The sequence below is a fragment of the Bacillus sp. L381 genome (assembly GCF_030284525.1).
GTDB classification, from domain to species: Bacteria; Bacillota; Bacilli; order Bacillales; family Bacillaceae; genus Bacillus; species Bacillus amyloliquefaciens.
Window position 1 is genome coordinate 2,303,552 of the sequence record NZ_CP127224.1, and the last position, 23,687, is coordinate 2,327,238.

The window sequence follows — 23,687 nt, forward strand, 5'->3', positions numbered from 1 at the left end:
TCCTATCGTCTGCTTAATACACTTTGGCCGTTTTGCAGAAACTGGCTTCTTGAACGGCGCATGCGCTCAATTCGTTCTTCAGCCAGACGGTCAGCCGCTAAGTAAGTCGGAATGCCGTCACGCGCAGAAATATCGAGCACCCGTTCAATATTTGCATAGATGCCTTCAACCTTTTTCAAAGCCCGCTCAGCATTATAGCCGTAAAGCTCATCAGCTACATTAATGACACCGCCGGCATTGATGACATAATCCGGCGCGTACACGATTCCCATTTCATGAATCGTATCGCCGTGACGTGTTTCTTTCAGCTGGTTATTGGCCGCTCCCGCAATAACTTTCGCCTTCAGCTGTTTAATCGTGTCATCGTTAATGACGGCGCCGAGGGCACACGGAGCATAAATATCGCACGCCTGTGAGTAAATGTCATCCGGATCAACTGCGCGGGCCCCGAAATCTTCAACGGCACGTTTAACAGATTCTTTATTGATATCCGTCACGATTAAAGAAGCACCTTCTTCGTGAAGATGGCGGCAAAGATTGTAAGCCACATTCCCCACACCTTGCACGGCAATTGTTTTTCCTTCCAGTGAATCAGTGCCAAACGCCGCTTTAGCAGCAGCTTTCATCCCTTTGTAGACGCCGTACGCCGTAACCGGAGATGGGTTTCCTGATGAACCGAATGCCGGAGAAATCCCTGTTACATAGTCAGTTTCATCATGAATAATATCCATATCTTCAACGGTTGTGCCGACGTCTTCAGCGGTAATATATCTTCCGTTTAAGCCTTGAATGTACCGGCCGAATGCGCGGAACATTTCTTCATTCTTATCCTTGCGCGGGTCCCCGATAATAACGGTTTTCCCGCCGCCTAAGTTTAAACCGGCAGCCGCATTTTTATAAGTCATGCCTTTTGCAAGTCTTAATGCATCTTCAATTGCCGCTTCTTCACTGTCATATGTCCACATTCTCGTTCCGCCGAGTGCAGGGCCGAGCGTTGTATCATGAATCGCGATAATCGCTTTTAAACCTGACTGTTCATCTTGGCAGAATACCAATTGTTCATAATCATAAGTCTCCATATATTTAAAAATTTCCATAGGTACGTTCCTCCTACTGTTCTTGTGATGCGCAAATCGCAAGCGCAATTGAATACAGTTTATTTTCTGCAGTATCCGCTCTGCTCGTTAATGCAATCGGCGCCTTCGCACCCGCGATGACGGCAGCTACATTTGCTTTCGCAAAATAAATCATTGACTTATAAAGCATATTTCCAGCCTCTATTGAAGGAACCAAGAGAATATCCGCCTGGCCCGCTACGCTTCCGGAAATCCCTTTTTGCAGTGCGGCAGCTTGAGATACAGCATTATCCAAAGCAAGCGGTCCGTCCGCGATACAGCCTGTAATCTGGCCTCTATTGCACATTTGGACGATCGCAGCCGCGTTCAGCGTCGCCTCCATTTTCGGATTAACCGTTTCAATAGCGGCAAGGACTGCGGCTTTCGGCATGGGGTTCCCTACTGAATGCGCGACATGAACCGCATTTTGCAGAATATGCCGGAGCTCTTCAAGAGACGGTGCGATGTTCAGCGCTGAATCAGTCACATACATCAGCCGGTCATAGTCCGGCACCTCAAAAACGGCTACATGTGATAACACACTTTTAGAACGCAGCCCTTCCTGGCGGTTCAAAACCGATTTCAGAAGAGTTGAGCTCGGCAGATTCCCTTTCATTAAAATATCCGCCTCTTGTTCGCGCACTGCGCGCACTGCTTTTGCCGCAGATTCTTCGGGTGAATCGGCGTGGATAATTTCAGCATTGAACTTCGGCTCATTTGCCAGAAGCTCTTTCAGCTTTCCGCTGTCACCCGTCAGTAAAAATCGTGCCGACAAGTGCTCTGCCGCCATTTTGACGGCCTGGATTACTTCTTTATCTGCTGCGTGGGCCACTGCAATGGTTTTTGCGTTTTTTGCCGCGGCTTTTTCAACTAAGTCTTTCAGCTTCATTTTGTACCACCTTCCTTGTTCGAATCCGCTTTTATCAATGCAAGTTCCGTGCCAAATGTGCGGGAGGGATATTCCGGCCTTTTTTCAAGAAAACATGCAGCTGTTTGCGCTTTCTCTGCAATTTATTGCATGCCGTCATTTGCAAGGCCGTACTTGTCCATTTTGTAGTACAGATTCCGAATGCTGACGCCAAGCGCTTTTGCCGTTTTGGTTCGGTTGAATTTATGCTTTTCAAGCGTTTTTTGAATGACGTGCGCTTCAAATTTTTCAACGGCCTGAGAGAGTTTTTCTCCTTCCACATCCGGAAAATCACTTTGGGCGCCGCTTTTTTCACTCAGCTCTGTTTCAAAAACAGGCAGATGCTGCTGTTCTATCCGCTCCATGTGCGGCTCTAAAAATATCATCGCCCGGCCGAGAACATTTTCGAGCTCTCGGACGTTTCCCGGCCAGCTGTAGGCTGATAAAGCACGCAGCGCGTTCGGCGCGAGCCCCTTTACGTTGCGTCCGTAATCCTGATTGATTTTTTCGATGAGCCGTATGCTCAGCGCTTCAATATCCTCTTTGCGCTGCCGAAGCGGCGGGATTGAGATCGGGTACCGGTTAATTCGGTAATACAGGTCTTCCCGGAACGTTCCTTCCGCCATGGCCTTTTCGATATTGACGTTTGTCGCTGCGATAATTCTGACATTGACAGAAATCGCTTTAGCACCGCCGACTCTGGTAATTTCTTTTTCCTGCAGAACCCTGAGCAGCTTCGCCTGGGTGCTTTGGGTCAGCTCTCCGATTTCATCTAAGAAAATGCTGCCGTTATTCGCTTCTTCAAAGAGCCCTTTTTTGCCCCCGCGCCTCGCGCCCGTAAACGCGCCTTCCTCATAGCCGAAAAGCTCGGATTCAAGCAGGGATTCAGACAGGGCCGCACAATTAACCCGAATGAACTTATTGTATTTTCTGTCGCTTTCGTTATGGATGGCGTGGGCGAAAAGTTCTTTTCCGGTGCCGGATTCTCCCCGCAGCAGAATCGTCGCCGGCGTTTTCGCCCCAAGCTTCGCCTGTTCAAGGGCGACCAGCATTTGTTCACTCGTGCCGATAATATCGTCAAACGTGTATTTCGCTTCAAGCGTGCGGATGATCTGCCGCGCCCGGTTCAGTTCAGCAGTCAGTGTTTTAATTTCTGACACGTCGTGAATGACTCCGACGCTGCCTTTTAAAATGCCGTCCACAATAACCGGGGCAACATTCACGATGACATCCTTTTTATTGGGGCCGACTTTCATTCTTACACCCCGTACAGGCCGCCTTGTCCCCAATACTTTCAGGTGCATGCTTTCTCCTTCTGAGATATCGGTGGAGGCGGGTTTTCCGATGACTTCGCTTTCTGACAGGCCGGTCATTTTTGTATACGCTTTGTTGATTAACTTTCCGATGCCGTTTTCATCAACGACGGAAATGGCTTCGTCTGACGATTGAATAATCGCTTCAAGCATGGTGCGGATTTGTTTTAAGTTCGTTACCTCTTCTGCCAGCTCAACTGCATCCGTGATGTCTTTAAACACACATAACGCACCGAGAAGCTTTCCGCCTTCATCAATAATCGGCAGTCTTGTCGTGACAATCTGCAGGTGCTTTCCGAGAAGCTGCTTCTGGTTATATTCCGGCTCTCTCGTTTCCAGAATCCGCGGCAGTTTTGTGTTCGGCACTACATCTTTAATTTGGCGGCCGATGACATGCTCCCGTTTTTGACCGACCATTTTTTCAGCCATCTGATTAAATAAAATGATTGTTTCGTTGACGTCTATAAAAATCATGCCGTCGTGGGTTGAATTAAAAATCCGGTCATGCTTATACGTCTGCGACTTCAGCATTTGAATAAGCTGCTGCTTTTCCTCCATCAGCTGAAACACCATGTACGCCAATTTCCCCGGCATGACGATGGTTTGTTCTTTTTTCTCATGGAGCAGCTCATCCATGACCGCTTTGTCACCCGTTGTATGGATGATAATATCTATATCTTCGGTTATGTAAGGTTTCCAATCTGATGAGGTTGCAATTCCATATCTCCGGGCTTCTTGCAGCCCTTGCGCCTCCGGATCTTGGTCAACCACCGCAATAATCCGGATCAGTTTTGTTTTCATCAAAATCTGTAAGAGCGCCGTGCCTCCTTTACCAGCACCTATAATCAGCACCTTCTGCATCCCGATACCCCTTTGTATGAAAAAATTTGCACACCTGTATTTTCCGTTGCAATAATTTGCACAACCCCTATGTTACCATGTTTTCATCTCTTGACAAAATTTTTTTTCGATTGGACAATAAAGGAAATCATATCGAAAAGGGGTTTTCTGAATATGAGCCGGCTTGTTGCGCTTTTGATCCTGGTCCTCCCCGGCGCTGTTGCGGCGCTCGGCATTAAGCTGATGAGAGATGCATTATTCGGGCATACGTTTGCCCCGTTTCCGTCCCTTTTTCTTCAGGGAGCGGCCGGACTGGCGTTTTTTTTGTTCGGCCTTTATATTCTGGCCGGATTTATTCTGTACAGAGATCGGAAACGCAATCAAGTCAGCCCGCGGTTCAGGAAAAAAAAGCTGTAAAAAAAGCCCTTGCAAAAAAGGGCTTTTTTCAGTCATCCGGCAGTATCGTTTTTGCAATGGATTGATCAAGTTCTTCATAGTCATCGTAAGCGATCGTTTCATATAATTCTTTTCTCGTCTGCATATCCGAAAGTCCCTCTTTTTGCGAGCCTTCTTCTTTTATAAGGCGGAAAATACGCTCAAAAGCCTTGGCCGCCGTCCTGAGTGACGTGACAGGGTAAATGACCATCTGACAGCCCATGCCGGAGAATTCTTCAGCGCTGTAATATGGCGTTTTTCCGAATTCAGTCATATTTGCGAGAATCGGCACACTGATTTGTTTGGAAAACGCTCTGAATTCACTTTCTGATTGGAGCGCTTCCGGGAAAATGGCGTCAGCACCCGCTTTTATATAAGCGGCCGCTCTTTTTAATGCGCCCTCCAGCCCTTCCTGCTGTCTGGCGTCTGTCCTCGCAACAACGAGAAGAGTCGGCGCTGCCTGCTTGACCGCTTGAATTTTCTGCGCCATTTCTTCAATCGGCACGAGCTGCTTCCCATTCAGATGCCCGCATTTTTTCGGCAGGCGCTGGTCCTCCATTTGGACGGCGGCTGCGCGCGCTTCATACATTTCTTTCGCCGTCCGGGCGGCATTCAGCACTCCTCCGAAACCCGTATCAATATCCACAAGGACGGGCAGGTCAGAGGCACGGACCAGGTCTTTAACACGTTCAGCCATTTCCGCCGACGTGATGATGCCTAAATCAGGAAGCCCTCTGCTCGCCGTGTAAGCCGCACCTGACAAATAAAGAGCTGAAAACCCCGTTTTCTTGGCGATAAGAGCAGCCATCGCATCGTGAGCGCCGGGGATCTGCAATAGATCCGGCGCTGTCATCTGCGTACGGAACCGCTCTGCAAGCTCCTCTTGAGACGACTGCCTGCTGACGATCCACGTCATGTTTGTCACCCTCCTACTTTATACGAGAAATAAGTCCATAAATTCAATAACGCTGAGCTGCTGCATCCGTCCGCTATGTTTGCAGGCTTCTTCTATTTTATGCTGCTGCTTCAGTGAAAAATGAGTGCTGACGTTTGCTGAAAACTTGGCAAGAATATTCGGAACGGCTTCTTTTCTGCGGAATCGGTGCCCGAGCGGGTATTCACATTCAATTCGTTCCGTAGCTGTGCCGTCTGTAAAATGCACCTGCACGGCATTTGAGATGGATCGCTTATGCGGGTCTAAGTAATCTTTTGAGTACGCTTTATGCTCCGTCACCTCCATTTTGCTCCGCAATGTATCAATTCTCGGGTCAGACGCCGTTTCCTCTTCATAATGGTCTGCCGTAATATCTCCGAAAAGCAGCCCGATTGCCGTAATGTACTGCAGGCAATGATCCCGGTCAGCCGGATTGTGAAGCGGCCCTTTTTTATCAATAATCCGGATCGCTGACTCATGCGTCAAAATGGTGATTCTGTCGATTTCCCCGATGCGCTCTTTCACCTCAGGATGGAGTTGGACCGCGCATTCCGCAGCTGTCTGGGCGTGGAATTCAGCCGGATAGGATACTTTAAATAAGACATTTTCCATAACATAGGACCCAAGCGGACGGGCAAGCTTCATTTCCTGCTGATTAAATAATACATCTTGAAATCCCCATCCCGGTGCGGTCAGGGCCGTCGGGTATCCCATTTCACCTTTCAGTGCCATGAGGGCCAAATACACGCCTCTGCTCGTCGCATCACCGGCCGCCCATGATTTGCGCGATCCGGTGTTCGGTGCGTGCCGGTACGTTCTAAGGCTTGAATTGTCAATCCAGGCGTGTGATACGGCGTTGCTGATTTCCTCTTTTGAACCGCCCAGCATTTGCGTGCACACAGCCGCAGTCGCCACTCTCACAAACAGCACATGGTCAAGTCCGACTCTGTTTAAACTGTTTTCCAAAGCGAGAACACCTTGGATTTCGTGCGCTTTGATCATTGCGCGAAGCACATCGCGCACGGTAAGCGGTTCTTTCCCTTCAGACATCCTCACCCTGGAAATATAGTCCGCACAGGCCAAAATGCCTCCGAGATTGTCAGACGGATGCCCCCATTCCGCGGCAAGCCACGTATCATTATAATCGAGCCACCTGTTGATACATCCGATATTAAAAGCGGCCGTGACGGGGTCTAAAACAAAAGGCGTGCCGGGGACTCTGCTTCCGTTCGGCACGGAGGTGCCCGGGACAATCGGGCCGAGCAGCTTTGTACATTCAGGATAGCTGAGCGCCAGAATTCCGCAGCCTATCGTATCAAGAAGCACATGTTCTGCCGTAGTGAAAGCTTCTGAACTGTCAATCTCTTGATGGAGCACGTAATCAGAAATCTCTTCGATCACGGCGTCCATTCGGCGGGTTTCTGTCATGTTTTCATCTTCCTTTCTCATCTGTTTACAGGCGCGCTCCGGTATAGCGGACACGCGGGCGGAAAAGCCGGTTTCGGCTGTGCTGTTCAATGACGTGCGCGCATAGGCCGACCGTCCGTGCGCTGAAGAATATAGGCGTGTACAGCGGAATCGGAATGCCGAGCATGTAATAGACCGGCGCTGCGTAGTAATCTAAATTCGGATAAAGGCCTTTTTTCTCCCGCATGACGGTTTCACCGGCTTCACACATGTTATAAAGACGGAAATCACCCGAAAGATCAGACAGCTTTTTCAATGCTTCTTTCATCATAAGCGCCCTCGGGTCCATTTTTTTCATGTAGACACGGTGACCGAAGCCCATGATTTTTTCTTTGTTTGCGAGTTTTTGAGTTAACAATTGTATAAACCCGTCTGTATCCTTCGCTTCTTCAAGCATGTACATCACCGCTTCGTTCGCTCCACCGTGAAGGTTTCCCTTCAATGAGGCGACGGCTCCGGTCAGAGCGCCGTATATATCCGATTGTGTCGAAGCAATGACTCGGGCCGTAAACGTTGAGTTCGGCAATTCATGCTCACTGTATAAAAGAAGCGACCGGTCGAATATTTCTTCTTCCAAGGATGACGGGGTTTTTCCGGTAATCATATATAAAAAGTTTGCGCTGTACGATAAGGTCCCGACAGGCGCTAAAGGCTCCAGCCCATTTATGACACGATAGCTGTTGACGGTCAGATTCGGCATTTTGCCTATCAGCCCGCGGACACGGTGCTGATTTACAGATGAGGTGCGGTCATCAATGTCCTTGTCAAAGCCTCCAAGTGCGGACAAACCCGTCCTCAGTCCGTCCATCGGGTGAGTATGTTCAGGCAGCAGACGGCAGATGTGCAAGATTTCCTCAGGAAGGTATCCGCCGCGCCGGACGTCTTCTTCAAGCGCCGCCTTCTCTTTCGCATCAGGAAGTCTGTCTTCCAATAAGAGATGGACAATGTCCATATAGCCGGCCGTTTTAGAAAGCTCAATCAGATCGTGGCCCTTGATCAAAATACTGCCCTGCTGTGTATCCAGAAAAGAAATTCCCGTTTCCACCGCAATGACGCCATCTAAACCGGGAGAATAAGATTCCATGATTTCGCTCCTTTTCGCACATTTTATTGAAGAAGATACTTAGAAATAATCAGCCTTTGAATCTCATTGGTGCCTTCATAAATTTGCGTGACCTTCGCATCCCGAAATAAACGCTCCGCGGGATACTCTTTCATATAGCCGTAGCCGCCGTGAATCTGCACGGCCTCCACCGCCGCTTTCATCGCCGCATCAGACGCAAACTGTTTCGCCATTGATGCTTCTTTTCCGCACGGAAGCCCGCGCTGATACAGATCAGCAGCATGATAGACCAATAATTTGGCAGCTTCCGCATTCGTCGCCATGTCAGAAAGTTTAAAAGAAACAGCCTGATTCGAGGAGATGAGCCTGCCGAATTGGCTGCGGGTTTTGGAGTACTCGACAGAGCAGCCGAGCGCCGCTTCGATAATCCCGAGCGCCTGAGCCGCTATGCCGATCCGCCCGACATCAAGGTTTTTCATGGCGATTGAAAAACCCTCGCCCTCTTCGCCGAGCCGATTTTCAATTGGAATTTCCGCTTGGTCAAATTGCAATTCGACGGTGTTGGAACCTAACAGTCCGAGCTTTTTTTCTTTTTTTCCGATAGAAAAGCCGGGTGTGTTTTTTTCAACGATAAAAGCGGAGATCCCCTTCCTCCCTTTAGCCGGATCGGTTAAGGCAAATGTCAGATACAGATCTGCCGCTCCGCCGTTTGTAATAAAGATTTTTGAACCGTTCAGAATATAGGAACCGCCTTTTCGCACGGCCGTTGTTTTCAGGCTTCCCGCATCAGATCCGGATTGAGGCTCAGTAAGTGCAAACGCTCCTACATATTCGCCCGCTGCCAGCTTTGGAATGTACATTTGTTTTTGGGCTTCTGTCCCGAAATGCAAAATCGGGTTTGTCCCTACCGATGTGTGGACGGATAAAATAACGCCGACGGCCGCGCTTACTTTTGATATTTCATGAATCGCTATAATATAAGATGTTATATCAGCGCCCGCACCGCCATAAGCTTCCGGGACGGGAACCCCCATTAACCCCGCTTCCCCCATTTTTTTAATCAGCCGGTCCGGAAATTCATCGGTTGTTTCCATGATCTCAACCATCGGCGCGACTTCCTTGCGCGCAAAATCACGCACCATTTTTCTCATCATGATGTGCTCATCTGTAAAATGCACGACTGGCGCCTCCCCTAAATGATTTTTATGTCATCTGTTGTACTCATAAAAACCGCGCCCGCTTTTTTTGCCGAGCCAGCCGGCGCTGACATATTTTCTGAGCAGAGGGCATGGGCGATATTTCGAATCTCCGAGTCCCGAATAGAGAACCTCCATAATGGAAAGGCACGTATCCAATCCGATGAAATCGGCTAATGTTAAAGGCCCCATCGGATGACGCATGCCGAGCTTCATCACATCGTCAATCGCTTCCTTTGAGGCCGCACCTTCATAAAGGCAATAAACGGCCTCGTTAATCATCGGCATTAATATGCGATTAGATATAAAGCCTGGAAAGTCATTGACTTCGACAGGTATTTTTTTCATCTGAACGGCAAGCTTCTTTACTGTTTCCGATGTTTCTTCCGATGTGGCAAGCCCTCTGATGACTTCGACAAGCTCCATGACGGGAACCGGATTCATAAAATGCATGCCGATTACTTTTTCAGGCCTTTTTGTGACAGCGGCAAGCTCCGTAATGGGAAGAGAAGACGTATTGCTTGCCAATACGGTATGAGGAGGACACAGTTTATCAAGTGTGCCGAGCAATTCGGCCTTTGCTTTTTTGTTTTCGGCAATCGCTTCTATTACAAAATCAGCATTTCCCGCGTCCGTTAATTCTGCCGGGGAAATGCGGCTGAAAACGGCATCTGTTTCATGCTGTGTCTTGCGTCCTTTCGCCTGATCTTTCTCCAGGTTTGTTTTTATGCGGTAAAGGCCTTTTGTCACCATTTCCGGCTCCCAGTCATATAACATGACGGTAAACCCAGCTTCGGCAGCTGTCTGTGCGATGCCGGCTCCCATCTGTCCGGCACCTGCGACCATGATTGTTTTCATCTTCATCTGACGCTCCCTTCGTTATATCAGTACACCTCCAGCAGGACGGCGTCTCCTTGAGCCGCTCCGCTGCATATAGCCGCTATGCCTAAACCTCCGCCGCGCCGCTTTAATTCGTATATCAAACTCATGATGATTCTGGCTCCGCTTGCGCCGATCGGATGGCCAAACGCAATTGCCCCCCCGTTAACATTCACTTTCTCCCGGCTGAACCCGGCTATTTTTTCGCTCACGAGGACGACGGACGCAAATGCTTCATTTACTTCAAACAAATCGATGTCGTCAACGGACAATCCGGTTTTTTTCAAGAGCCGGCTGATAGCTTCTCCCGGCGCGCTTGCAAGCTCGGACGCTTCCAGTCCGACAGACGCAAAACCAAGTATCGCAGCGAGCGGTCTGACATGCTGCTTCGCGGCTTTTTCCTCCGACATCAGCACAAATGCTCCGGCGCCGTCATTTACACCGGGAGCGTTTCCGGCGGTGACCGTTCCGTCTGCTGTAAAAATAGGTTTGAGCTTTGCGAGCTGGTCAAGGCTTGTATCAGGACGCAGCCCCTCATCTGCTGCAACAGTATGCTGTTTGCCCTTTTTACCGGTCCAGGTGACGGGGACGATTTCTTCATGCAATTTACCCGTCTCAGCTGCCTCAGCCGCGCGTTTCTGGCTTAAAAGAGCGTAATGGTCCTGTTCATCTCGGGAAATGCCGTACTTTTTGGCCGCAGAGCTTCCGTGGACAGCCATATGCACATGATCGAACGCACAGGTCAGCCCGTCATGAACCATCAAATCCTGAAAAACCCCGTCTCCCATTCTCACACCCCAGCGGCCGGCCGGAACGGCGTACGGAATGTTGCTCATGCTTTCCATACCGCCTGCAATCAGCACGTCCGCATCTTTTGCCCGGATGATTTGATCACAGATGGTAACGGCTCTGAGCCCCGATGCACAGACCTTATTAATGGTTTCAGCCGGAACGGACCACGGAAGCCCGGCATGCCTCGCAGCCTGCCGCGCCGGAATCTGTCCCGCGCCCGCCTGGACGACCATTCCCATCACCGCACCTTCTGCTTCGCTTTCACTGATGCCGGCGCGCTTGATTGCTTCTTTTATGGCAATGCCCCCAAGCTCGGCTGCTTTTACCTCTTTTAATGCCCCTCCGAATTTTCCGAACGGCGTTCTAGCCGCACTGACGATAACCGTTTTTCCCACAATTTTGCCTCACTTTCAATAAGATAAAAGATAACGCTTACACAAAACGCCCTGTTCCAATATATGAACCGGCTGACCAAGTTATGATCGCCCTGTGCTGTTTCCGCCCATAAAAAAGAGGACTGTCTGAACAGTCCTCTTAGTTGCAGCATTCTTCTTTTATAGAAAGAGCCAGCTTTGGATAATCGGTAAAAAATGCGTCTGCTCCCGCTCTTATCAGCTGCTTCATATCTTCCGGCCGATTGACGGTGAACGGACGGAGCGCCGTTTGGTGTTTTGCAAGATGTTTGATCACTTCAGCGCTGACCGCCGGCGTGCCGAGCTTCGGATGATAACCAGAAGCGGGAATTGAAGCAAGATACCGTTCAGGCCGGTAAAGCACATCCATCGTCAGCACCGCCCGTTCTATCTCAGGTGCCAAGGCGTGGCAAAGCGCGAGGCTCTCATGATTAAATGAAGAAAAAATAACGCGCTGTTCCAGTCCGTAATACCTGACTTTTTTGATCACTTCTTTTTCCATTCCCTCGTAACGGAACACGCTGTTTTTCAACTCAATATTGATCAGACAATCAGCACGCTCCGCAAAACGCAGCACGTCTGACAAAAGCGGAATTCTGACTCCTTTAAACGAATCTTTCCATTTGCCGGCGGCATCGGCGGTTCTGATTTTGTCATACGCCGTATCTTTCACAAAGCCTTTCAAAGACGTCGTACGGTCAAGGGTTTCGTCGTGAATAACCACGATTCGGCCGTCTTTTGTCATTTGTACGTCAAGTTCAATTCCGTCAGCTCCGTCCTCAATCGCTTTTGTGAACGCGAGCATCGTATTTTCGGGATAGTCGCCCGACGCCCCCCGGTGGGCAAAAATATTCGTCATATGTGTCACCTCAGGTGTTTGTCATCGGTTTTCTCTATTATAATCGTTATGCACATAAGGAGGGCGCTATTTACACATATTTTATAATTATTGCCCGCTGTAATAGGTTTCGATTCCGTTTACAACAGCGTCTGCGGCGTGCTCTTGTCCAGTCTCGTTTTTCAGCTTGTCCGCATCTTGAGAATTTGTGATAAAGCCTAATTCAGCCAGCACACTCGGCATTTTTGAATATGTAATGACATAAAAAGGGGCTTCTTTTACACCTCTGTCCCTCATCTCTAAAGACGAGACAAGCTGCTGTTGAATGTCAGAAGCAAGCCTCTCGCTGTCTGCTCCTTCATATGTTGAGTTAAAATACGTTTCTGTGCCCGATGCCGTTGATACGGCTGAATTCGTATGGAGGCTGACGAATAAATCGGATTGGCTGGCGCTTGCTTTCGCCACCCGCTCGTCCAAACTTAAAAAAGTATCATCCGTTCTTGAAGCAACAGGTTTTGCGCCTTCTGCCTCCAATTTGGCGACCACCTTGTTTGACACCGCTAAATTGATATTTTTCTCCAGCAGTCCATTTCCGCCGGCCCCGCTGTCTTCTCCGCCATGTCCGGCATCGATATAAATGGTTTTTCCTTGCACAGATTCAGCTGCATAAGCGGACGGTGCAAGAAGAAGCAGAGCGGCACCGAATGCTGCAGCGCTTTTTGTCAGTAAACCCACGTTTTTTCCTCCCCGTTCTTTACATATCTGTTTCTCTTTTCAGTTTTTCAAGCCGTAATTGCCCGTTGCTCTCTTTTTTATAGGTGATTTGCACCGCCGTATGTTCAGGCAGAGACTGACATTCAAAACGCTTAGAGAAAGGCACCTTCACCTCTTGCCGCTCTCCGTCAATTTTCACCGCGATCGTATCGTTTCCGGACGCTTTTATAAATGTTCCTTCCTGTGTAAATGACGGCGCCGAATCCGCCTCCGCGGTATACTCGCAGCCTGATAACAGCCATGCGGTGAAGATCAGAAGTATGACAGACTTCACACAGATCACCTCACGTTTTCTCATTCGGCTTTATCTTTGAACAGAATGGCCGATTTGTAAAGGGCGCCTTCTTCCCTCCAGTGCTTTTCCATATTTGGAATGAAGGATTTCTGACCCGCTGATTACCTGAACTTAGAAAGAAAACGAGCTGATCCGTCTATGAAAAAGGTTCTGTCTGAAGAGCGGATATGCAGAAATTAACGGAAACGGACGACTTTCTATTCATTTTGAAAAAATATCAGATCAATCAAAAAAAGAGAGCCTCACCATCGCTCTCCCGAATAGAATTGTTCATATTTATTTTGCGTTTTTCATAAAATGAACGGGACAACTTAAAAGAGCAGCGTATTGACGGCAATGATGAGAATGATCACTCCGCTCAGCACCGTGCTGAACTGTCCGACATGGAAAGATCCGATGCGCAATGACGCAGCTTTTTTCCCAAGCAAGCAGCCGAGCCATATGGTCAGAAAACTTCCGAGCGCCGCAGTGATGGAAATTGCGGCGGGAGAAAGCCCGATCAGGCCCGCGCTTAATCCGTTAGTCAGCGCATTTGCGGATACGGCCACTCCGAGGACCATGGATTCCAATATACCGATTTCTCCCGAACCGTCAGCATCCGCTGTCTCCGGGTTTTGTAACAGACCGGCAAAACGGCCTTTTTTTCTTGATGACACATCAGCACGCGCTGAATGTTCTTTTTTTCTCGGCACAGCCAGCAGGATGATGCGGATGCCGATGACAGATAAGATAAAAGCCGCCAGCAAGACGGGAAGAAAACCCGGCAGAACGGCTGAAATCCATTTGCCGAAATAAATCCCGATATAACTGAATAAAAAACAGATAAAAGCGATCATCATATTTGACATGTGCGATATTTTGATCTTTCTGATGCCGTATGACATCCCCACTCCTAAATTATCAATGCTCGAGGACACTGCCAAACCTAAAATCAATAACCAAGCCATGTTATTTTCTCCCCATTCTTTGATGTCTTTTCAACATGTTGCGCTGTTGAATCTACACTATCCTATTCAGCAGCACAGAAAAGGTACCTTTTCTGCAAAAAATTATTGACTGATTATCATCATTCCGGCGGAAACGAGGTGACACCCTTGGCAGAAAATGAAAAAAAGACATTGGGCCCCCTTTTAAAATCACTGCTTGATAAGCACTCGCTCTCCATGAGAAAACTCGGCGCCTTAACCAACATTGATACGGCCACCATCTCCCGGATTATAAACGGCAAACAGAAGGCCAATTTAAAGCATCTTCAGGAATTTTCAAAACACCTCCGCACCCCGCTGGAGGAATTGCTTGAGGCGTCAGGCATAGACATCGGCCATGATAAAGAAGCTGCGCCGCAAGATCCGATGCACGCGATTCAGGATATGCTGAATATGGCGGAGATGTTTGATCAGCCTTTTTCCCGCGAGCAAATTGAACGCGAGCTGACCAGATATGAACAATATGCCAAAACCCAGCAGGGCCATCGCCTGATTTGTGATGAGTTTCAAAAGAAAATGGATAACGAAGAAAGCGTCGGCCCTTTTATTGATCACTTGAAAAACATGCATCATCAGTATATGGATGAATCAACACCGGCTGAAGACCGCGCGATTCTCGGGAGCGCGCTGCTGTATTATATTTTGGCGACGGACGTCATTCCGGATTACATGTTTCCGATTGGCTATCTGGACGACGCGATCGCCGTTCAAATCGCTTTGCATCGGCTGAAAAAAAAGTAAAGGCGCTTAAAAAAGCGCCCTTTTTTGTTGAAAAATATGAAACACCGCATTACGGTTTTGTCAAAACAGAGACAGCTGTCATATGATACATTAACCTAACAAAAAGGAGGGTGTCTTCTATGGACAGCAACACAGTTGTGGCAGTGTGCGCTCTGTTAAGTGTTGTGATTCAGATCGGAACGATATTCGCCGCAGGAAAGTGGAAAAAAGAATAAAAAACAAATTGACGGTTTTTTCGCACAAGCGTATGCTTATAAATAATCTTGTAAATGATTAGAAAGAAGATATGCATATGAAAAAAATCATTCTCCTCTTCGCCGCTGCTGTCATATTCAGCTCGATCGGCCATCAAATTTCAGGCGGGTATAAAGATCCTGAAAAAGAACGGAGAAAACCGTTCCATTCATTTAAATGGTTCAGCCGATCATAATCTCAGGATAAAGCACAGGCAAAATAATTGCACACAATTAAAACATAAGCTAGAATACGGACGAGTTAAACTTCTAAGGAAGAAGGCGAAATGATGAAGCAAATTTATAAACCGCTGTTTGAACCTTTTACGTTCGAAAGCGGCGTCACCATACCAAACCGTATTTCTGTCGCACCGATGACACACTATTCATCAAACGATGACGGAACAATTTCAGACCGTGAATTAAGCTACATTATTCCCCGTTCAAAAGAAATGGGCATGGTCATTACGGCATGTGCAAACGTAACACCTGATGGCAAAGCGTTTCCCGGCCAGCCCGGTATCTATGATGATTCTCACATTCCCGGCTTGAAAAAACTCGCTCAGGCGATCCAGTCTCAAGGAGCGAAAGCCGTTGTGCAGATTCACCATGGCGGATTGGAAAGCCCTCCTGAACTCGTGCCAAACAAAGACGTCGTCAGCCCGAGCGGCTCAGAAGAAGACGGCAGACAAACTTCCCGGGCTCTTACTGAACAAGAAGTTGAGCACATCGTAAAAGCGTTCGGCGAAGCGACACGCAGAGCGATTGAAGCCGGCTTTGACGGTGTTGAAATTCACGGGGCAAACGGGTACCTGATTCAACAATTTTACTCTCCGAAAACAAATCAGCGCACAGACCGTTGGGGCGGAAGCGATGAAAAACGCCTTGCGTTCCCGCTTGCAGTCGTTGACGCTGTCAAACAGGCGATTGCTGCACACGCTGAAAATCCATTTGTTATCGGCTACCGCCTGTCACCGGAAGAGCCGGAAACACCTGGGATTACAATGAAAGAAACCTTCCTGCTCGCCGACGCGCTTGCGGAACAAAACTTGGATTACCTGCATATTTCACTGATGGACGTCACTTCCAAAGCCCGCCGCGGCGCAGATACTTCACGTACACGGATGGATTTATTAAACGAACGTGTCGGCCATAAAGTGCCGCTGATGGCGGTCGGTTCTATCTATACCGCGGATGAAGCACTAGCCGTATTAGAAAGCGGAATTCCGCTGGTGGCTCTGGGACGTGTCATTCTGATCAACCCCGAATGGTCGGTGCTGATCAAAGAAGGCCGCGAGCAGGAAATCGAAAAAGCCATTAAAGCATCTGAAATTGAGAAATACCGACTCCCTGAACCGTTATGGGAAATGATCCAGAATACAGGCGGCTGGGTGCCGTTTGAAAAATAACCACAAAAAACTGCCGGATGTCCGGCAGTTTTTTTGATTCATAAATTTTTACCGCTTTGTTTACTCTTATTTCTGACACACTGCGTACATATAGTAAATAGATTAATAGAAAGGAGTCCGTATATGATGGCTGGATTTCCTATTACGATTAACAGTCTTTCCGGAAACGGGGTTGTCAATGTCGGCGGCGCGTTTTCGATAAGTCCTTTAACCGTATCAAAAACCGTCTACGGCTCAGGAGGAGGAAATATCGGTATGGTTCTCCAAATGAATCAATCCAGCACGGCTCAATCTTCAAGTTCTCAATTCTCTGATCAAAATGTAATGAAAACACTATGATATCTGTATTACCCTCCTTTTCCGGCTCACGGCAGCCGGATTTTTTTACCGTTTTGTTTAATCTTATTTCATATCACAGCGTACATATAGATAGTAGACTTAGAGAGAAAGGAGAAAAAATAGAATGAGCGGTTGCCCGATTACGATAAACAACGTATCAGGAAACGGAGTTGTCAATGTTGGCGGCGCTATATCCATCAGTCCGGTGACTGCATCAAAAACCGTTTTCGGTGCCGGAGGGGGAAATATCGGTATTGTCATTCAAAGCAATGCTGTGAGCCAGGCCAAAATGTTTGAGCATCAATTTTCAGATCAGAATATTGTGAAGTCAATTTAAGGGCTGCCACGCAGCCCTTATAGACACGTAAAGCGTAAATATAAGCAGGCCGACAGAATCACTGAAAACAATCAGCGATCACCTTCTCATGTTTTGAATGATTTCAGTTAAGAGTGAATAGAATGCAGATTGAAAGCATGAAAACACGACAGTACTGAATCTCATTACGGAAAGAAGGAATCGCGATGAAAAAACTTTGCCGGGAAGTTTGGATTGAAGTTGACCTTGATGCGATAAAAAAGAATATACGGGCGATCCGCCGCCATATTCCGAATAAGTCTAAGATTATGGCCGTCGTAAAAGCAAACGCGTATGGCCACGGGTCTGTCGAAGTTGCGCGGCAGGCACTGGAAAGCGGAGCGAGCGAGCTCGCAGTCGCCAGCGTCGAAGAGGGAATTGTGTTACGAAGAGCGGGGATTACGGCACCGATCCTTGTGCTCGGCTTTACCGCTCTCAGCTGTGTGAAAAAGTCTGCCGTCTGGAATATAACATTGTCAGCGTTTCAAGTCAGCTGGATCAAAAAAGCGAATCAGATATTGGAAAAAGAAGCGGTTTCGAAACGGCTGTCCATTCATATTAATGTGGATACCGGGATGGGCCGGCTCGGTGTACGCACAGAAGAAGACCTGTTAGCAGTTGTAAAAGCGCTCAAGTCGAGTACATACCTGTCATGGGATGGCATCTTTACACATTTTTCAACAGCGGATGAACCTGATACTGAATTGACGATGCTGCAGCACGAAAAATTTATCAGCTTTCTCCGTTTTTTAAAAAGCCAAGACATTACGCTCCCTACCGTGCATATGTGCAACACAGCAGCCGCTATCGCTTTCCCGGAATTCAGCGCCGATATGATCCGTTTAGGCATCGGTTTATATGGATTATACCCGTCCGCCTATATCAAGGAGCTGGACATCGTGAAACTCACGCCCGCACTCAGTTTAAAGGCGCGTATCGCTTATGTGAAAGCCATGGTGACAGAGCCTCGGACCGTCAGTTATGGTGCGACCTATATCGCCAAACCGGGTGAAATCATCGCGACAATTCCGATCGGCTATGCTGACGGTTACTCGCGCGCCCTTTCCAACCGCGGGTTTATTCTTTATCGCGGCAGACGGGTGCCGGTGGCGGGGAGAGTGACGATGGACATGATCATGGTCAGTTTGGGTGAGAGTGAGGGCAAACAAGGAGAAGAAGTCGTCATCTACGGTAAACAAAAAGGAGCCGAGATTTCAGTTGATGAGATTGCCGAAATGCTCGGTACGATTAATTATGAAGTCGTATCTACGTTAAGCCGCCGCGTCCCCCGCTTTTATATCAGAGACGGCGAGATCATCAAAGTATCAGCTCCCGTATTATACGTGTAGGTGCCATAAATCCCGCTTTTATGCAGCATCAAGATTCCTCGGACCAGAGGGATTTTGCTTATGTATAAAAATTCAGGTGCCGGTGCGAGTGATTCACTAGTTTTCACCAGCAAAAGCACAAAACGCCTTCTCTTCCGCATTATGCACGGAAAAGAAGACGTGAAAAGACATCCTGCCATTCAGCTTGCGTTATGAAGCTTTATGCTCCAATCTCAGCTTGTCAGCAACCATCGCGATGAACTCTGAATTGGTTGGTTTTGCTTTTGTCATGCTTACAGTATACCCGAACAGCGAAGAAATGGAGTCAATATTTCCCCTGCTCCATGCGACTTCAATGGCATGGCGGATGGCGCGTTCTACACGGCTTGCGGTCGTGTTGAATTTTTTGGCGATGTCGGGATAAAGGACTTTTGTGATGCTGCCGAGGAGTTCAATATCGTTATACACCATGGAAATGGCTTCACGCAAATAAAGATAGCCTTTGATATGGGCAGGCACACCGATCTCATGGATAATGCTTGTAATGCTGGCATCAAGATTTTTCCGCTTCGGCTCAGGCTGACTGCGGATGATGCTGCTTTGCGCGGACGGCGCACGGTGTGTGACGCTGCTGACATTTCCGCTTACCTGGCGGATATGGCCGACAAGGTTTTCCATATCAAACGGCTTCAGGATGAAATAAGACGCACCTAAATCGACGGCTTTTTTCGTAACGTCTTCTTGACCGAATGCCGTCAGCATGATGACATTCGGCTGCTTCGCAAGTTCTGATTCCCGGAGGCGCTCCAAAACCGCAAGACCGTCCAGATGCGGCATAATAATATCTAAAACGAGCACATCGGGATTTTTATCTTTAAACAAAGAAAGGCATTCCTGTCCGTTATAAGCAACGCCGATCACTTCCATATCATCCTGTCCCTCTATATATTCACTCAACAGGCTTACAAGCTCTCGATTATCATCAGCAACACAAACTTTAATTTTCTCCACGTTTCTTCCTCCCCCAATGTATTAACAGGACGCAACCCATTTGACTGCTACATGTTACATTCGACAAAACCACTACTTCCCCTTTTAAAAAATCCATATTTACCAATAATAGTGGTATATCTTTGTTTTTCTAGCATTTTCTAGGTTTTTCGACTAAAAATTAAGTTTGACAAATCAGGAAACGTGAATTTGTCGAAAAATCTTCATGTCTTATTTTACATGAATCCAGGATAGAAGTGAAGAACGCATCAAATAAAAAAACTGCCGGATCATCCGGCAGTCAGCTTGCTTTATCTTTTCCGTAAACATCAACGCCCGCTTCAGAAAGCATCCATTCGATATGAACGCCGTAGCCGCTTGTCGGATCATTGACGAACACGTGGGTAACGGCTCCGACGACTTTCCCGTTCTGGATGATCGGGCTTCCGCTCATTCCCTGAACGATTCCGCCGGTTTTTTTCAGCAGTTTCGGGTCGGTTACCTTTAATACCATACCCTTTGTCGCCGGGAATTTTTGCGGCGTGGTGCTGACGATTTCAATATCAAATTTCTCTACTTTATCGTTTTCAATAACCGTCAGCATTTGCGCCGGTCCTTTTTTTACTTCATTTGACAAAGCAATCGGAAGGGCTTTGTCGGAAATATTGTTTTTAATCGGCTGATGCAGTTTCCCAAAGATGCCGAACGGACTGTTGCGGTTAATATCGCCGATCGTTTTCCGTTCTGACGAAAACCTTGCCAGTTTTTCGCCGGGATTGCCGCCTTTTCCTTTTTCAATGGAGGTTACAGTTGAACGGACGATTTCTCCGTCTTCTACAACAATCGGTTTTTTCGTATCCATATCAGAAATGACGTGGCCCAATGCGCCGTATTTTTTTGTTTTCGGTTCAAAAAATGTCATAGTGCCGATGCCGGCTGCCGAATCGCGGATATAAAGGCCGATTCGATATTTCCCTTCAGCTTCATCCTTTGTCGGAATCAGCTTTGTCTTGATTTTTTGCTTATCGCGTTTCACCAATAAATCCAATGATTCTCCAGTTGTGCCCGCTTTTTGAATAAACGGGGCGATGTCGCTCATTTTTTCAATTTTATGTCCGTTCATTTTAATAATGATGTCGCCAGATTCAATTCCCGCTTGTTCTCCCGGAGACTTTTTTCCATCCTTTGTCATCACCTGGTGAAAGCCGACGACCAAAACACCGACTGAATGCAGTTTTACACCGATGGACTGTCCGCCCGGAATGACCTTTAATTCAGGAAGGACTCGCACTTTCGTTTTTTTAATGGGAAATCCGGCAAGATCATATACTACTTCTGACCGGCCTTGTTTTTGCCCTGTTATGTTTGCATGACCGTGCTCTTCTTTCAGCGTAAAGGCTTCTGATAATTCGCCCTTTTCGGCGCTTATTGATGCATTGACTGAAACGGCTTGTGTCTGTTTTTCAAAGACGCTCATTTGCGACGGTATCAGTAAATATTCTTTAAACGGCTTAAAAAAGCCTACACTTAGTAAAGAAACAAGGAGAATTACACCTATTGCTTTCCTCATGTTATCGTGCATTCATTCCTTCACTCTCCTCGCTCCTATCCCACACCACTTTCTTTTTCTGCTACATCTATACTTTTGCCTTCCTGCGCTTGATTTATAACCGGCATACGAAGAAAAACATTGGATACACTGTTAGAGAAATGGAACAAAAAAATAAGCTGCCTGTATCAGCAGCTTATCCTGTCGTTTTTACCTGTCCGGCCTGTTTTAAAAGCTCTTTTGCATGCCGTTTTGTCAGATCTGTCACTTCGACGCCCGCAATCATGCGGCCGATTTCCGCTACCTTGTCCTGCTGGGAAAGCGGCGTGACACGCGTTGTCGTCCGGCCGTCTTTTAATTCCTTCGCGATCAAAAGGTGCGTGTCCGCCATGGCGGCAACCTGCGGGAGATGTGTAATGCAGAGCACCTGTGAACCGGTAGATACTTTATGGATTTTTTCCGCGATGGCCTGCGCAACCCGCCCGCTTACACCGGTGTCCACTTCGTCAAAGATGATGGAAGTGACATCCTGCTGGGAAGAAAAAATACTCTTTATCGCCAGCATCACCCTTGAAAGTTCGCCGCCGGACGCAACCTTTGACAGCGGCTTGAGAGGCTCACCGGTATTTGTTGAAATTAAAAATTTCACAAGGTCAATACCCTTTTGGGTAAGCTGCACGGGCTGGCCGTTGACAACCGGCGCTTCACCGGCTGACGGATCGGTTTTCACGAGAAATTCCGTATCAAATGTAGATTTGCCCATATACAGACTTTTTAATTCCTGATGAATCGCTTCAGCCAGTTTTTTGGCCCATGCTTTTCTGATTTTTGATAAGTTGGCGGCTTCTACGGCCACATCTTTGCCGACGGACTCCAGTTCCTTCTTCAGCGTTTCAAGGTGGCTGTCACGGTTTTCGATTTGATCGATTTCCTCTTCTATTTTTGAGCCGTATTCCAGAATATCTTCTACTGTCGCTCCGTATTTGCGCTTCAGCTGTTTAATCTCGTTTAAACGGGTTTCAATAAAATTCAGCCGTTCCGGATCATATTCCAGATCATCTAACAGATTGCGCATCTGAAAGGTCGCATCTTCCAGCAGATAATAGGAACTTGACACACTTTCGGACAGCTTTTGCAGCGGTTCATTGATATCCGAAATGTCTTCAAGCTGGGCAGAGGCCATTCCGACCCAGTCGAGACCCCCCTGCTCACTGCGGAGCGCATTATAGGCGTTTTGCAATGATTCATAAATTTTTTCAAAGTTGGATATTTGCTTCCGTTCTTCCTGAAGAATCTCGTCTTCATTCAATTCAAGCTTCGCCGATTCAATTTCTTCAAGCTGAAATTGGATCAGATCTAACCGATGCGCCATTTCCTGCTCGCTCTCTGACAGCTTCTTCACTTTTTTGAGCAGCTTCATATAACGGTCATAGCCTTCCCGGTAAGCCTGAAGCGCTGATTCGGCCTCAGCGCCCGCAAATTTATCCAAAAGCTCTAAATGCTTGTCGTCCTCCATCAACAGCTGGTTATCATGCTGTCCGTGAATATCTAATAAAAGTCTGCCGATCTCCCTTAAAGCCGCGATCGTTACTAATTTTCCGTTGACACGGCAGACGCTTTTTCCTCCGGCATTGATGTCCCTTCTCATGACAATCATGTCGTCAGATGCGTCTATTCCCTGCTCACGGCACACCTCAAAAACGGGATGGCCGCTGTCTAAAAGAAACAGTCCTTCAAGCTCGGCCTTTGTTTCACCGTAACGGACAAATTCAGACGACCCGCGGCCGCCGACTAACAGGGAAACAGCGTCTATAATAATTGACTTGCCGGCTCCTGTTTCTCCCGTCAGGACGGTGAGCCCCCGTTCAAACGAAATCGTCAGTTCCTCTATAATGGCAAAGTTTTTTATTGATAGTTCAGCTAACAAACAGCATTCCACCTTTTATCTGATAATTACGCTACAGCAGCTCCAAAAGACGGCTTTGAACGCCTTCTGTATCTTCAGGCGTCCTGCAGATGATCAAGATTGTGTCATCTCCGCAAATCGTGCCCATGATTTCTTCCCATTCGAGATTATCCATCAACGCACCGATTGCCTGTGCATTCCCCGGCATCGTTTTTAATACGATCATATGGCTTGCTGAGTCAATTTTTACGAACGCATCCATTAATGAACGCTTCAGTTTTGACAGCGGATTGAACCGCTGATCCGCCGGCAGGCTGTATTTGTAGGAGCCGTTATTAGTAGGCACCTTTACGAGATGCAGCTCTTTAATGTCTCTGGAAACAGTCGCCTGGGTTACCTTATACCCTTCTTCTCTCAGCATGTCAACTAAGTCATCCTGCGTTTCAATCTCCTGGCTTGTAATAAGCTCTCTGATTTTTATATGCCTTTGGCCTTTTGTCATGTCAGCACCTCTGTTTTCAAGCTTTTCTTGTCATTATGTTAACCGCTTCTTGATAAAAAGTACATGATGGCAGAAAAAAGGAATAATA

25 protein-coding genes are annotated in these 23,687 nt (G+C 47.6%); 8 read left to right on the forward strand and 17 right to left on the reverse strand.

All coding sequences use genetic code 11. From position 1 onward, the window contains the following. Positions 1-2: 2 nt before the first annotated feature. From bcd to QRX25_RS11645, 3 genes are all read right to left on the reverse strand, one after another. Complete coding sequence (bcd, locus tag QRX25_RS11635) at positions 3-1,097, reverse strand: branched-chain amino acid dehydrogenase (protein ID WP_013352804.1); 1,095 nt, start codon at positions 1,095-1,097, stop codon at positions 3-5. 13 nt (positions 1,098-1,110) lie between these two features. Next, positions 1,111-2,004 carry a phosphate butyryltransferase gene (gene yqiS / locus QRX25_RS11640; RefSeq protein ID WP_115997618.1) on the reverse strand — a complete coding sequence of 298 codons (894 nt, stop codon included), beginning with the start codon at positions 2,002-2,004 and terminating at the stop codon, positions 1,111-1,113. Positions 2,005-2,126: 122 nt separating this feature from the next. Next, on the reverse strand, positions 2,127-4,196 hold the full coding sequence (locus QRX25_RS11645) for a sigma-54 interaction domain-containing protein (RefSeq protein WP_115997619.1): 2,070 nt from the start codon (positions 4,194-4,196) through the stop codon (positions 2,127-2,129). Between the two features lie 153 nt (positions 4,197-4,349). On the opposite strand from QRX25_RS11645, the gene QRX25_RS11650 reads away from it, so the two are divergent. Then, a complete protein-coding gene (locus QRX25_RS11650; RefSeq protein WP_013352807.1) occupies positions 4,350-4,592 on the forward strand; it encodes a DUF2627 domain-containing protein in 243 nt (80 codons plus the stop codon). A 28-nt stretch (positions 4,593-4,620) separates the two neighbouring features. On the opposite strand, the gene prpB is transcribed toward QRX25_RS11650, so the two are convergent. From prpB to ytaF, 10 genes are all read right to left on the reverse strand, one after another. Then, the gene (gene prpB / locus QRX25_RS11655) at positions 4,621-5,526 is read right to left on the reverse strand and encodes a methylisocitrate lyase (RefSeq protein ID WP_065981847.1); all 906 of its coding nucleotides are present in this window, start codon (positions 5,524-5,526) and stop codon (positions 4,621-4,623) included. Positions 5,527-5,544: 18 nt separating this feature from the next. Further along, on the reverse strand, positions 5,545-6,972 hold the full coding sequence (locus QRX25_RS11660) for a bifunctional 2-methylcitrate dehydratase/aconitate hydratase (RefSeq protein ID WP_212098420.1): 1,428 nt from the start codon (positions 6,970-6,972) through the stop codon (positions 5,545-5,547). 25 nt (positions 6,973-6,997) lie between these two features. Continuing rightward, on the reverse strand, positions 6,998-8,095 hold the full coding sequence (gene mmgD / locus QRX25_RS11665) for a citrate synthase (protein WP_013352810.1): 1,098 nt from the start codon (positions 8,093-8,095) through the stop codon (positions 6,998-7,000). A 23-nt stretch (positions 8,096-8,118) separates the two neighbouring features. Beyond that, complete coding sequence (locus QRX25_RS11670) at positions 8,119-9,252, reverse strand: acyl-CoA dehydrogenase (protein ID WP_065981849.1); 1,134 nt, start codon at positions 9,250-9,252, stop codon at positions 8,119-8,121. 30 nt (positions 9,253-9,282) lie between these two features. Beyond that, the gene (locus QRX25_RS11675; RefSeq protein WP_065981850.1) at positions 9,283-10,134 is read right to left on the reverse strand and encodes a 3-hydroxybutyryl-CoA dehydrogenase; all 852 of its coding nucleotides are present in this window, start codon (positions 10,132-10,134) and stop codon (positions 9,283-9,285) included. A 20-nt stretch (positions 10,135-10,154) separates the two neighbouring features. After that, the gene (locus tag QRX25_RS11680) at positions 10,155-11,336 is read right to left on the reverse strand and encodes an acetyl-CoA C-acetyltransferase (RefSeq protein WP_212098423.1); all 1,182 of its coding nucleotides are present in this window, start codon (positions 11,334-11,336) and stop codon (positions 10,155-10,157) included. Positions 11,337-11,475: 139 nt separating this feature from the next. After that, complete coding sequence (locus QRX25_RS11685; RefSeq protein ID WP_212098426.1) at positions 11,476-12,213, reverse strand: glycerophosphodiester phosphodiesterase; 738 nt, start codon at positions 12,211-12,213, stop codon at positions 11,476-11,478. Between the two features lie 87 nt (positions 12,214-12,300). Then, a complete protein-coding gene (locus tag QRX25_RS11690; protein WP_045510717.1) occupies positions 12,301-12,927 on the reverse strand; it encodes an N-acetylmuramoyl-L-alanine amidase family protein in 627 nt (208 codons plus the stop codon). Positions 12,928-12,946: 19 nt separating this feature from the next. Further along, on the reverse strand, positions 12,947-13,240 hold the full coding sequence (gene yqiH, locus QRX25_RS11695) for a lipoprotein YqiH (protein WP_497748154.1): 294 nt from the start codon (positions 13,238-13,240) through the stop codon (positions 12,947-12,949). A 332-nt stretch (positions 13,241-13,572) separates the two neighbouring features. Then, positions 13,573-14,208, reverse strand: coding sequence for a sporulation membrane protein YtaF (ytaF, locus tag QRX25_RS11700; protein ID WP_212098429.1), 636 nt, complete (start codon positions 14,206-14,208; stop codon positions 13,573-13,575). A 147-nt stretch (positions 14,209-14,355) separates the two neighbouring features. Here ytaF and QRX25_RS11705 point away from each other — a divergent pair, with 147 nt between their 5' ends. The 7 genes from QRX25_RS11705 (at position 14,356) to QRX25_RS11735 (ending at position 18,868) form a co-directional block, all read left to right on the forward strand. Continuing rightward, positions 14,356-14,988 (forward strand): helix-turn-helix domain-containing protein, encoded by a 633-nt coding sequence (locus QRX25_RS11705; RefSeq protein ID WP_212098433.1) that lies wholly within the window; start codon positions 14,356-14,358, stop codon positions 14,986-14,988. Positions 14,989-15,280: 292 nt separating this feature from the next. Continuing rightward, on the forward strand, positions 15,281-15,418 hold the full coding sequence (locus QRX25_RS11710; protein ID WP_014470646.1) for a hypothetical protein: 138 nt from the start codon (positions 15,281-15,283) through the stop codon (positions 15,416-15,418). Positions 15,419-15,511: 93 nt separating this feature from the next. Then, positions 15,512-16,630, forward strand: a complete 1,119-nt coding sequence (locus QRX25_RS11715; RefSeq protein WP_212101730.1) for an NADH-dependent flavin oxidoreductase — start codon at positions 15,512-15,514, stop codon at positions 16,628-16,630. Between the two features lie 126 nt (positions 16,631-16,756). Beyond that, positions 16,757-16,969, forward strand: coding sequence for a spore germination protein (locus QRX25_RS11720; protein ID WP_014470647.1), 213 nt, complete (start codon positions 16,757-16,759; stop codon positions 16,967-16,969). A 124-nt stretch (positions 16,970-17,093) separates the two neighbouring features. Continuing rightward, the gene (locus tag QRX25_RS11725) at positions 17,094-17,306 is read left to right on the forward strand and encodes a spore germination protein (RefSeq protein ID WP_013352823.1); all 213 of its coding nucleotides are present in this window, start codon (positions 17,094-17,096) and stop codon (positions 17,304-17,306) included. 185 nt (positions 17,307-17,491) lie between these two features. Beyond that, positions 17,492-18,673, forward strand: a complete 1,182-nt coding sequence (gene alr, locus QRX25_RS11730) for an alanine racemase (RefSeq protein WP_212098435.1) — start codon at positions 17,492-17,494, stop codon at positions 18,671-18,673. A 60-nt stretch (positions 18,674-18,733) separates the two neighbouring features. Further along, complete coding sequence (locus QRX25_RS11735) at positions 18,734-18,868, forward strand: hypothetical protein (protein ID WP_258415239.1); 135 nt, start codon at positions 18,734-18,736, stop codon at positions 18,866-18,868. Here the strand turns inward: QRX25_RS11735 and spo0A are convergent. From spo0A to ahrC, 4 genes are all read right to left on the reverse strand, one after another. Continuing rightward, positions 18,863-19,663 (reverse strand): sporulation transcription factor Spo0A, encoded by an 801-nt coding sequence (spo0A, locus tag QRX25_RS11740; RefSeq protein WP_045510705.1) that lies wholly within the window; start codon positions 19,661-19,663, stop codon positions 18,863-18,865. The two genes, QRX25_RS11735 and spo0A, sit on opposite strands and share 6 nt — an antisense overlap. 280 nt (positions 19,664-19,943) lie before the next feature. Beyond that, on the reverse strand, positions 19,944-21,224 hold the full coding sequence (gene spoIVB, locus QRX25_RS11745; protein ID WP_115997624.1) for a SpoIVB peptidase: 1,281 nt from the start codon (positions 21,222-21,224) through the stop codon (positions 19,944-19,946). 163 nt (positions 21,225-21,387) lie between these two features. After that, positions 21,388-23,118: a DNA repair protein RecN gene (recN, locus tag QRX25_RS11750; protein WP_115997625.1), complete on the reverse strand. Its 1,731-nt coding sequence runs from the start codon at positions 23,116-23,118 to the stop codon at positions 21,388-21,390. A gap of 31 nt (positions 23,119-23,149) precedes the next feature. Beyond that, complete coding sequence (ahrC, locus tag QRX25_RS11755) at positions 23,150-23,599, reverse strand: transcriptional regulator AhrC/ArgR (protein ID WP_013352828.1); 450 nt, start codon at positions 23,597-23,599, stop codon at positions 23,150-23,152. Positions 23,600-23,687 lie beyond the last annotated feature (88 nt).

Coding starts and splice junctions, on each gene's coding strand:
- bcd (WP_013352804.1), bottom strand. CDS start 1,097: ATGGAAATTTTTAAATATATGGAGACTTATGATTATGAACAATTGGTA.
- yqiS (WP_115997618.1), bottom strand. CDS start 2,004: ATGAAGCTGAAAGACTTAGTTGAAAAAGCCGCGGCAAAAAACGCAAAA.
- QRX25_RS11645 (WP_115997619.1), bottom strand. CDS start 4,196: ATGCAGAAGGTGCTGATTATAGGTGCTGGTAAAGGAGGCACGGCGCTC.
- QRX25_RS11650 (WP_013352807.1), top strand. CDS start 4,350: ATGAGCCGGCTTGTTGCGCTTTTGATCCTGGTCCTCCCCGGCGCTGTT.
- prpB (WP_065981847.1), bottom strand. CDS start 5,526: ATGACGTGGATCGTCAGCAGGCAGTCGTCTCAAGAGGAGCTTGCAGAG.
- QRX25_RS11660 (WP_212098420.1), bottom strand. CDS start 6,972: ATGACAGAAACCCGCCGAATGGACGCCGTGATCGAAGAGATTTCTGAT.
- mmgD (WP_013352810.1), bottom strand. CDS start 8,095: ATGGAATCTTATTCTCCCGGTTTAGATGGCGTCATTGCGGTGGAAACG.
- QRX25_RS11675 (WP_065981850.1), bottom strand. CDS start 10,134: ATGAAGATGAAAACAATCATGGTCGCAGGTGCCGGACAGATGGGAGCC.
- QRX25_RS11685 (WP_212098426.1), bottom strand. CDS start 12,213: ATGACGAATATTTTTGCCCACCGGGGGGCGTCGGGCGACTATCCCGAA.
- ytaF (WP_212098429.1), bottom strand. CDS start 14,208: ATGGCTTGGTTATTGATTTTAGGTTTGGCAGTGTCCTCGAGCATTGAT.
- QRX25_RS11710 (WP_014470646.1), top strand. CDS start 15,281: ATGAAAAAAATCATTCTCCTCTTCGCCGCTGCTGTCATATTCAGCTCG.
- QRX25_RS11715 (WP_212101730.1), top strand. CDS start 15,512: ATGAAGCAAATTTATAAACCGCTGTTTGAACCTTTTACGTTCGAAAGC.
- QRX25_RS11720 (WP_014470647.1), top strand. CDS start 16,757: ATGGCTGGATTTCCTATTACGATTAACAGTCTTTCCGGAAACGGGGTT.
- QRX25_RS11725 (WP_013352823.1), top strand. CDS start 17,094: ATGAGCGGTTGCCCGATTACGATAAACAACGTATCAGGAAACGGAGTT.
- alr (WP_212098435.1), top strand. CDS start 17,492: ATGAAAAAACTTTGCCGGGAAGTTTGGATTGAAGTTGACCTTGATGCG.
- QRX25_RS11735 (WP_258415239.1), top strand. CDS start 18,734: ATGTATAAAAATTCAGGTGCCGGTGCGAGTGATTCACTAGTTTTCACC.
- spoIVB (WP_115997624.1), bottom strand. CDS start 21,224: ATGCACGATAACATGAGGAAAGCAATAGGTGTAATTCTCCTTGTTTCT.
- ahrC (WP_013352828.1), bottom strand. CDS start 23,599: ATGACAAAAGGCCAAAGGCATATAAAAATCAGAGAGCTTATTACAAGC.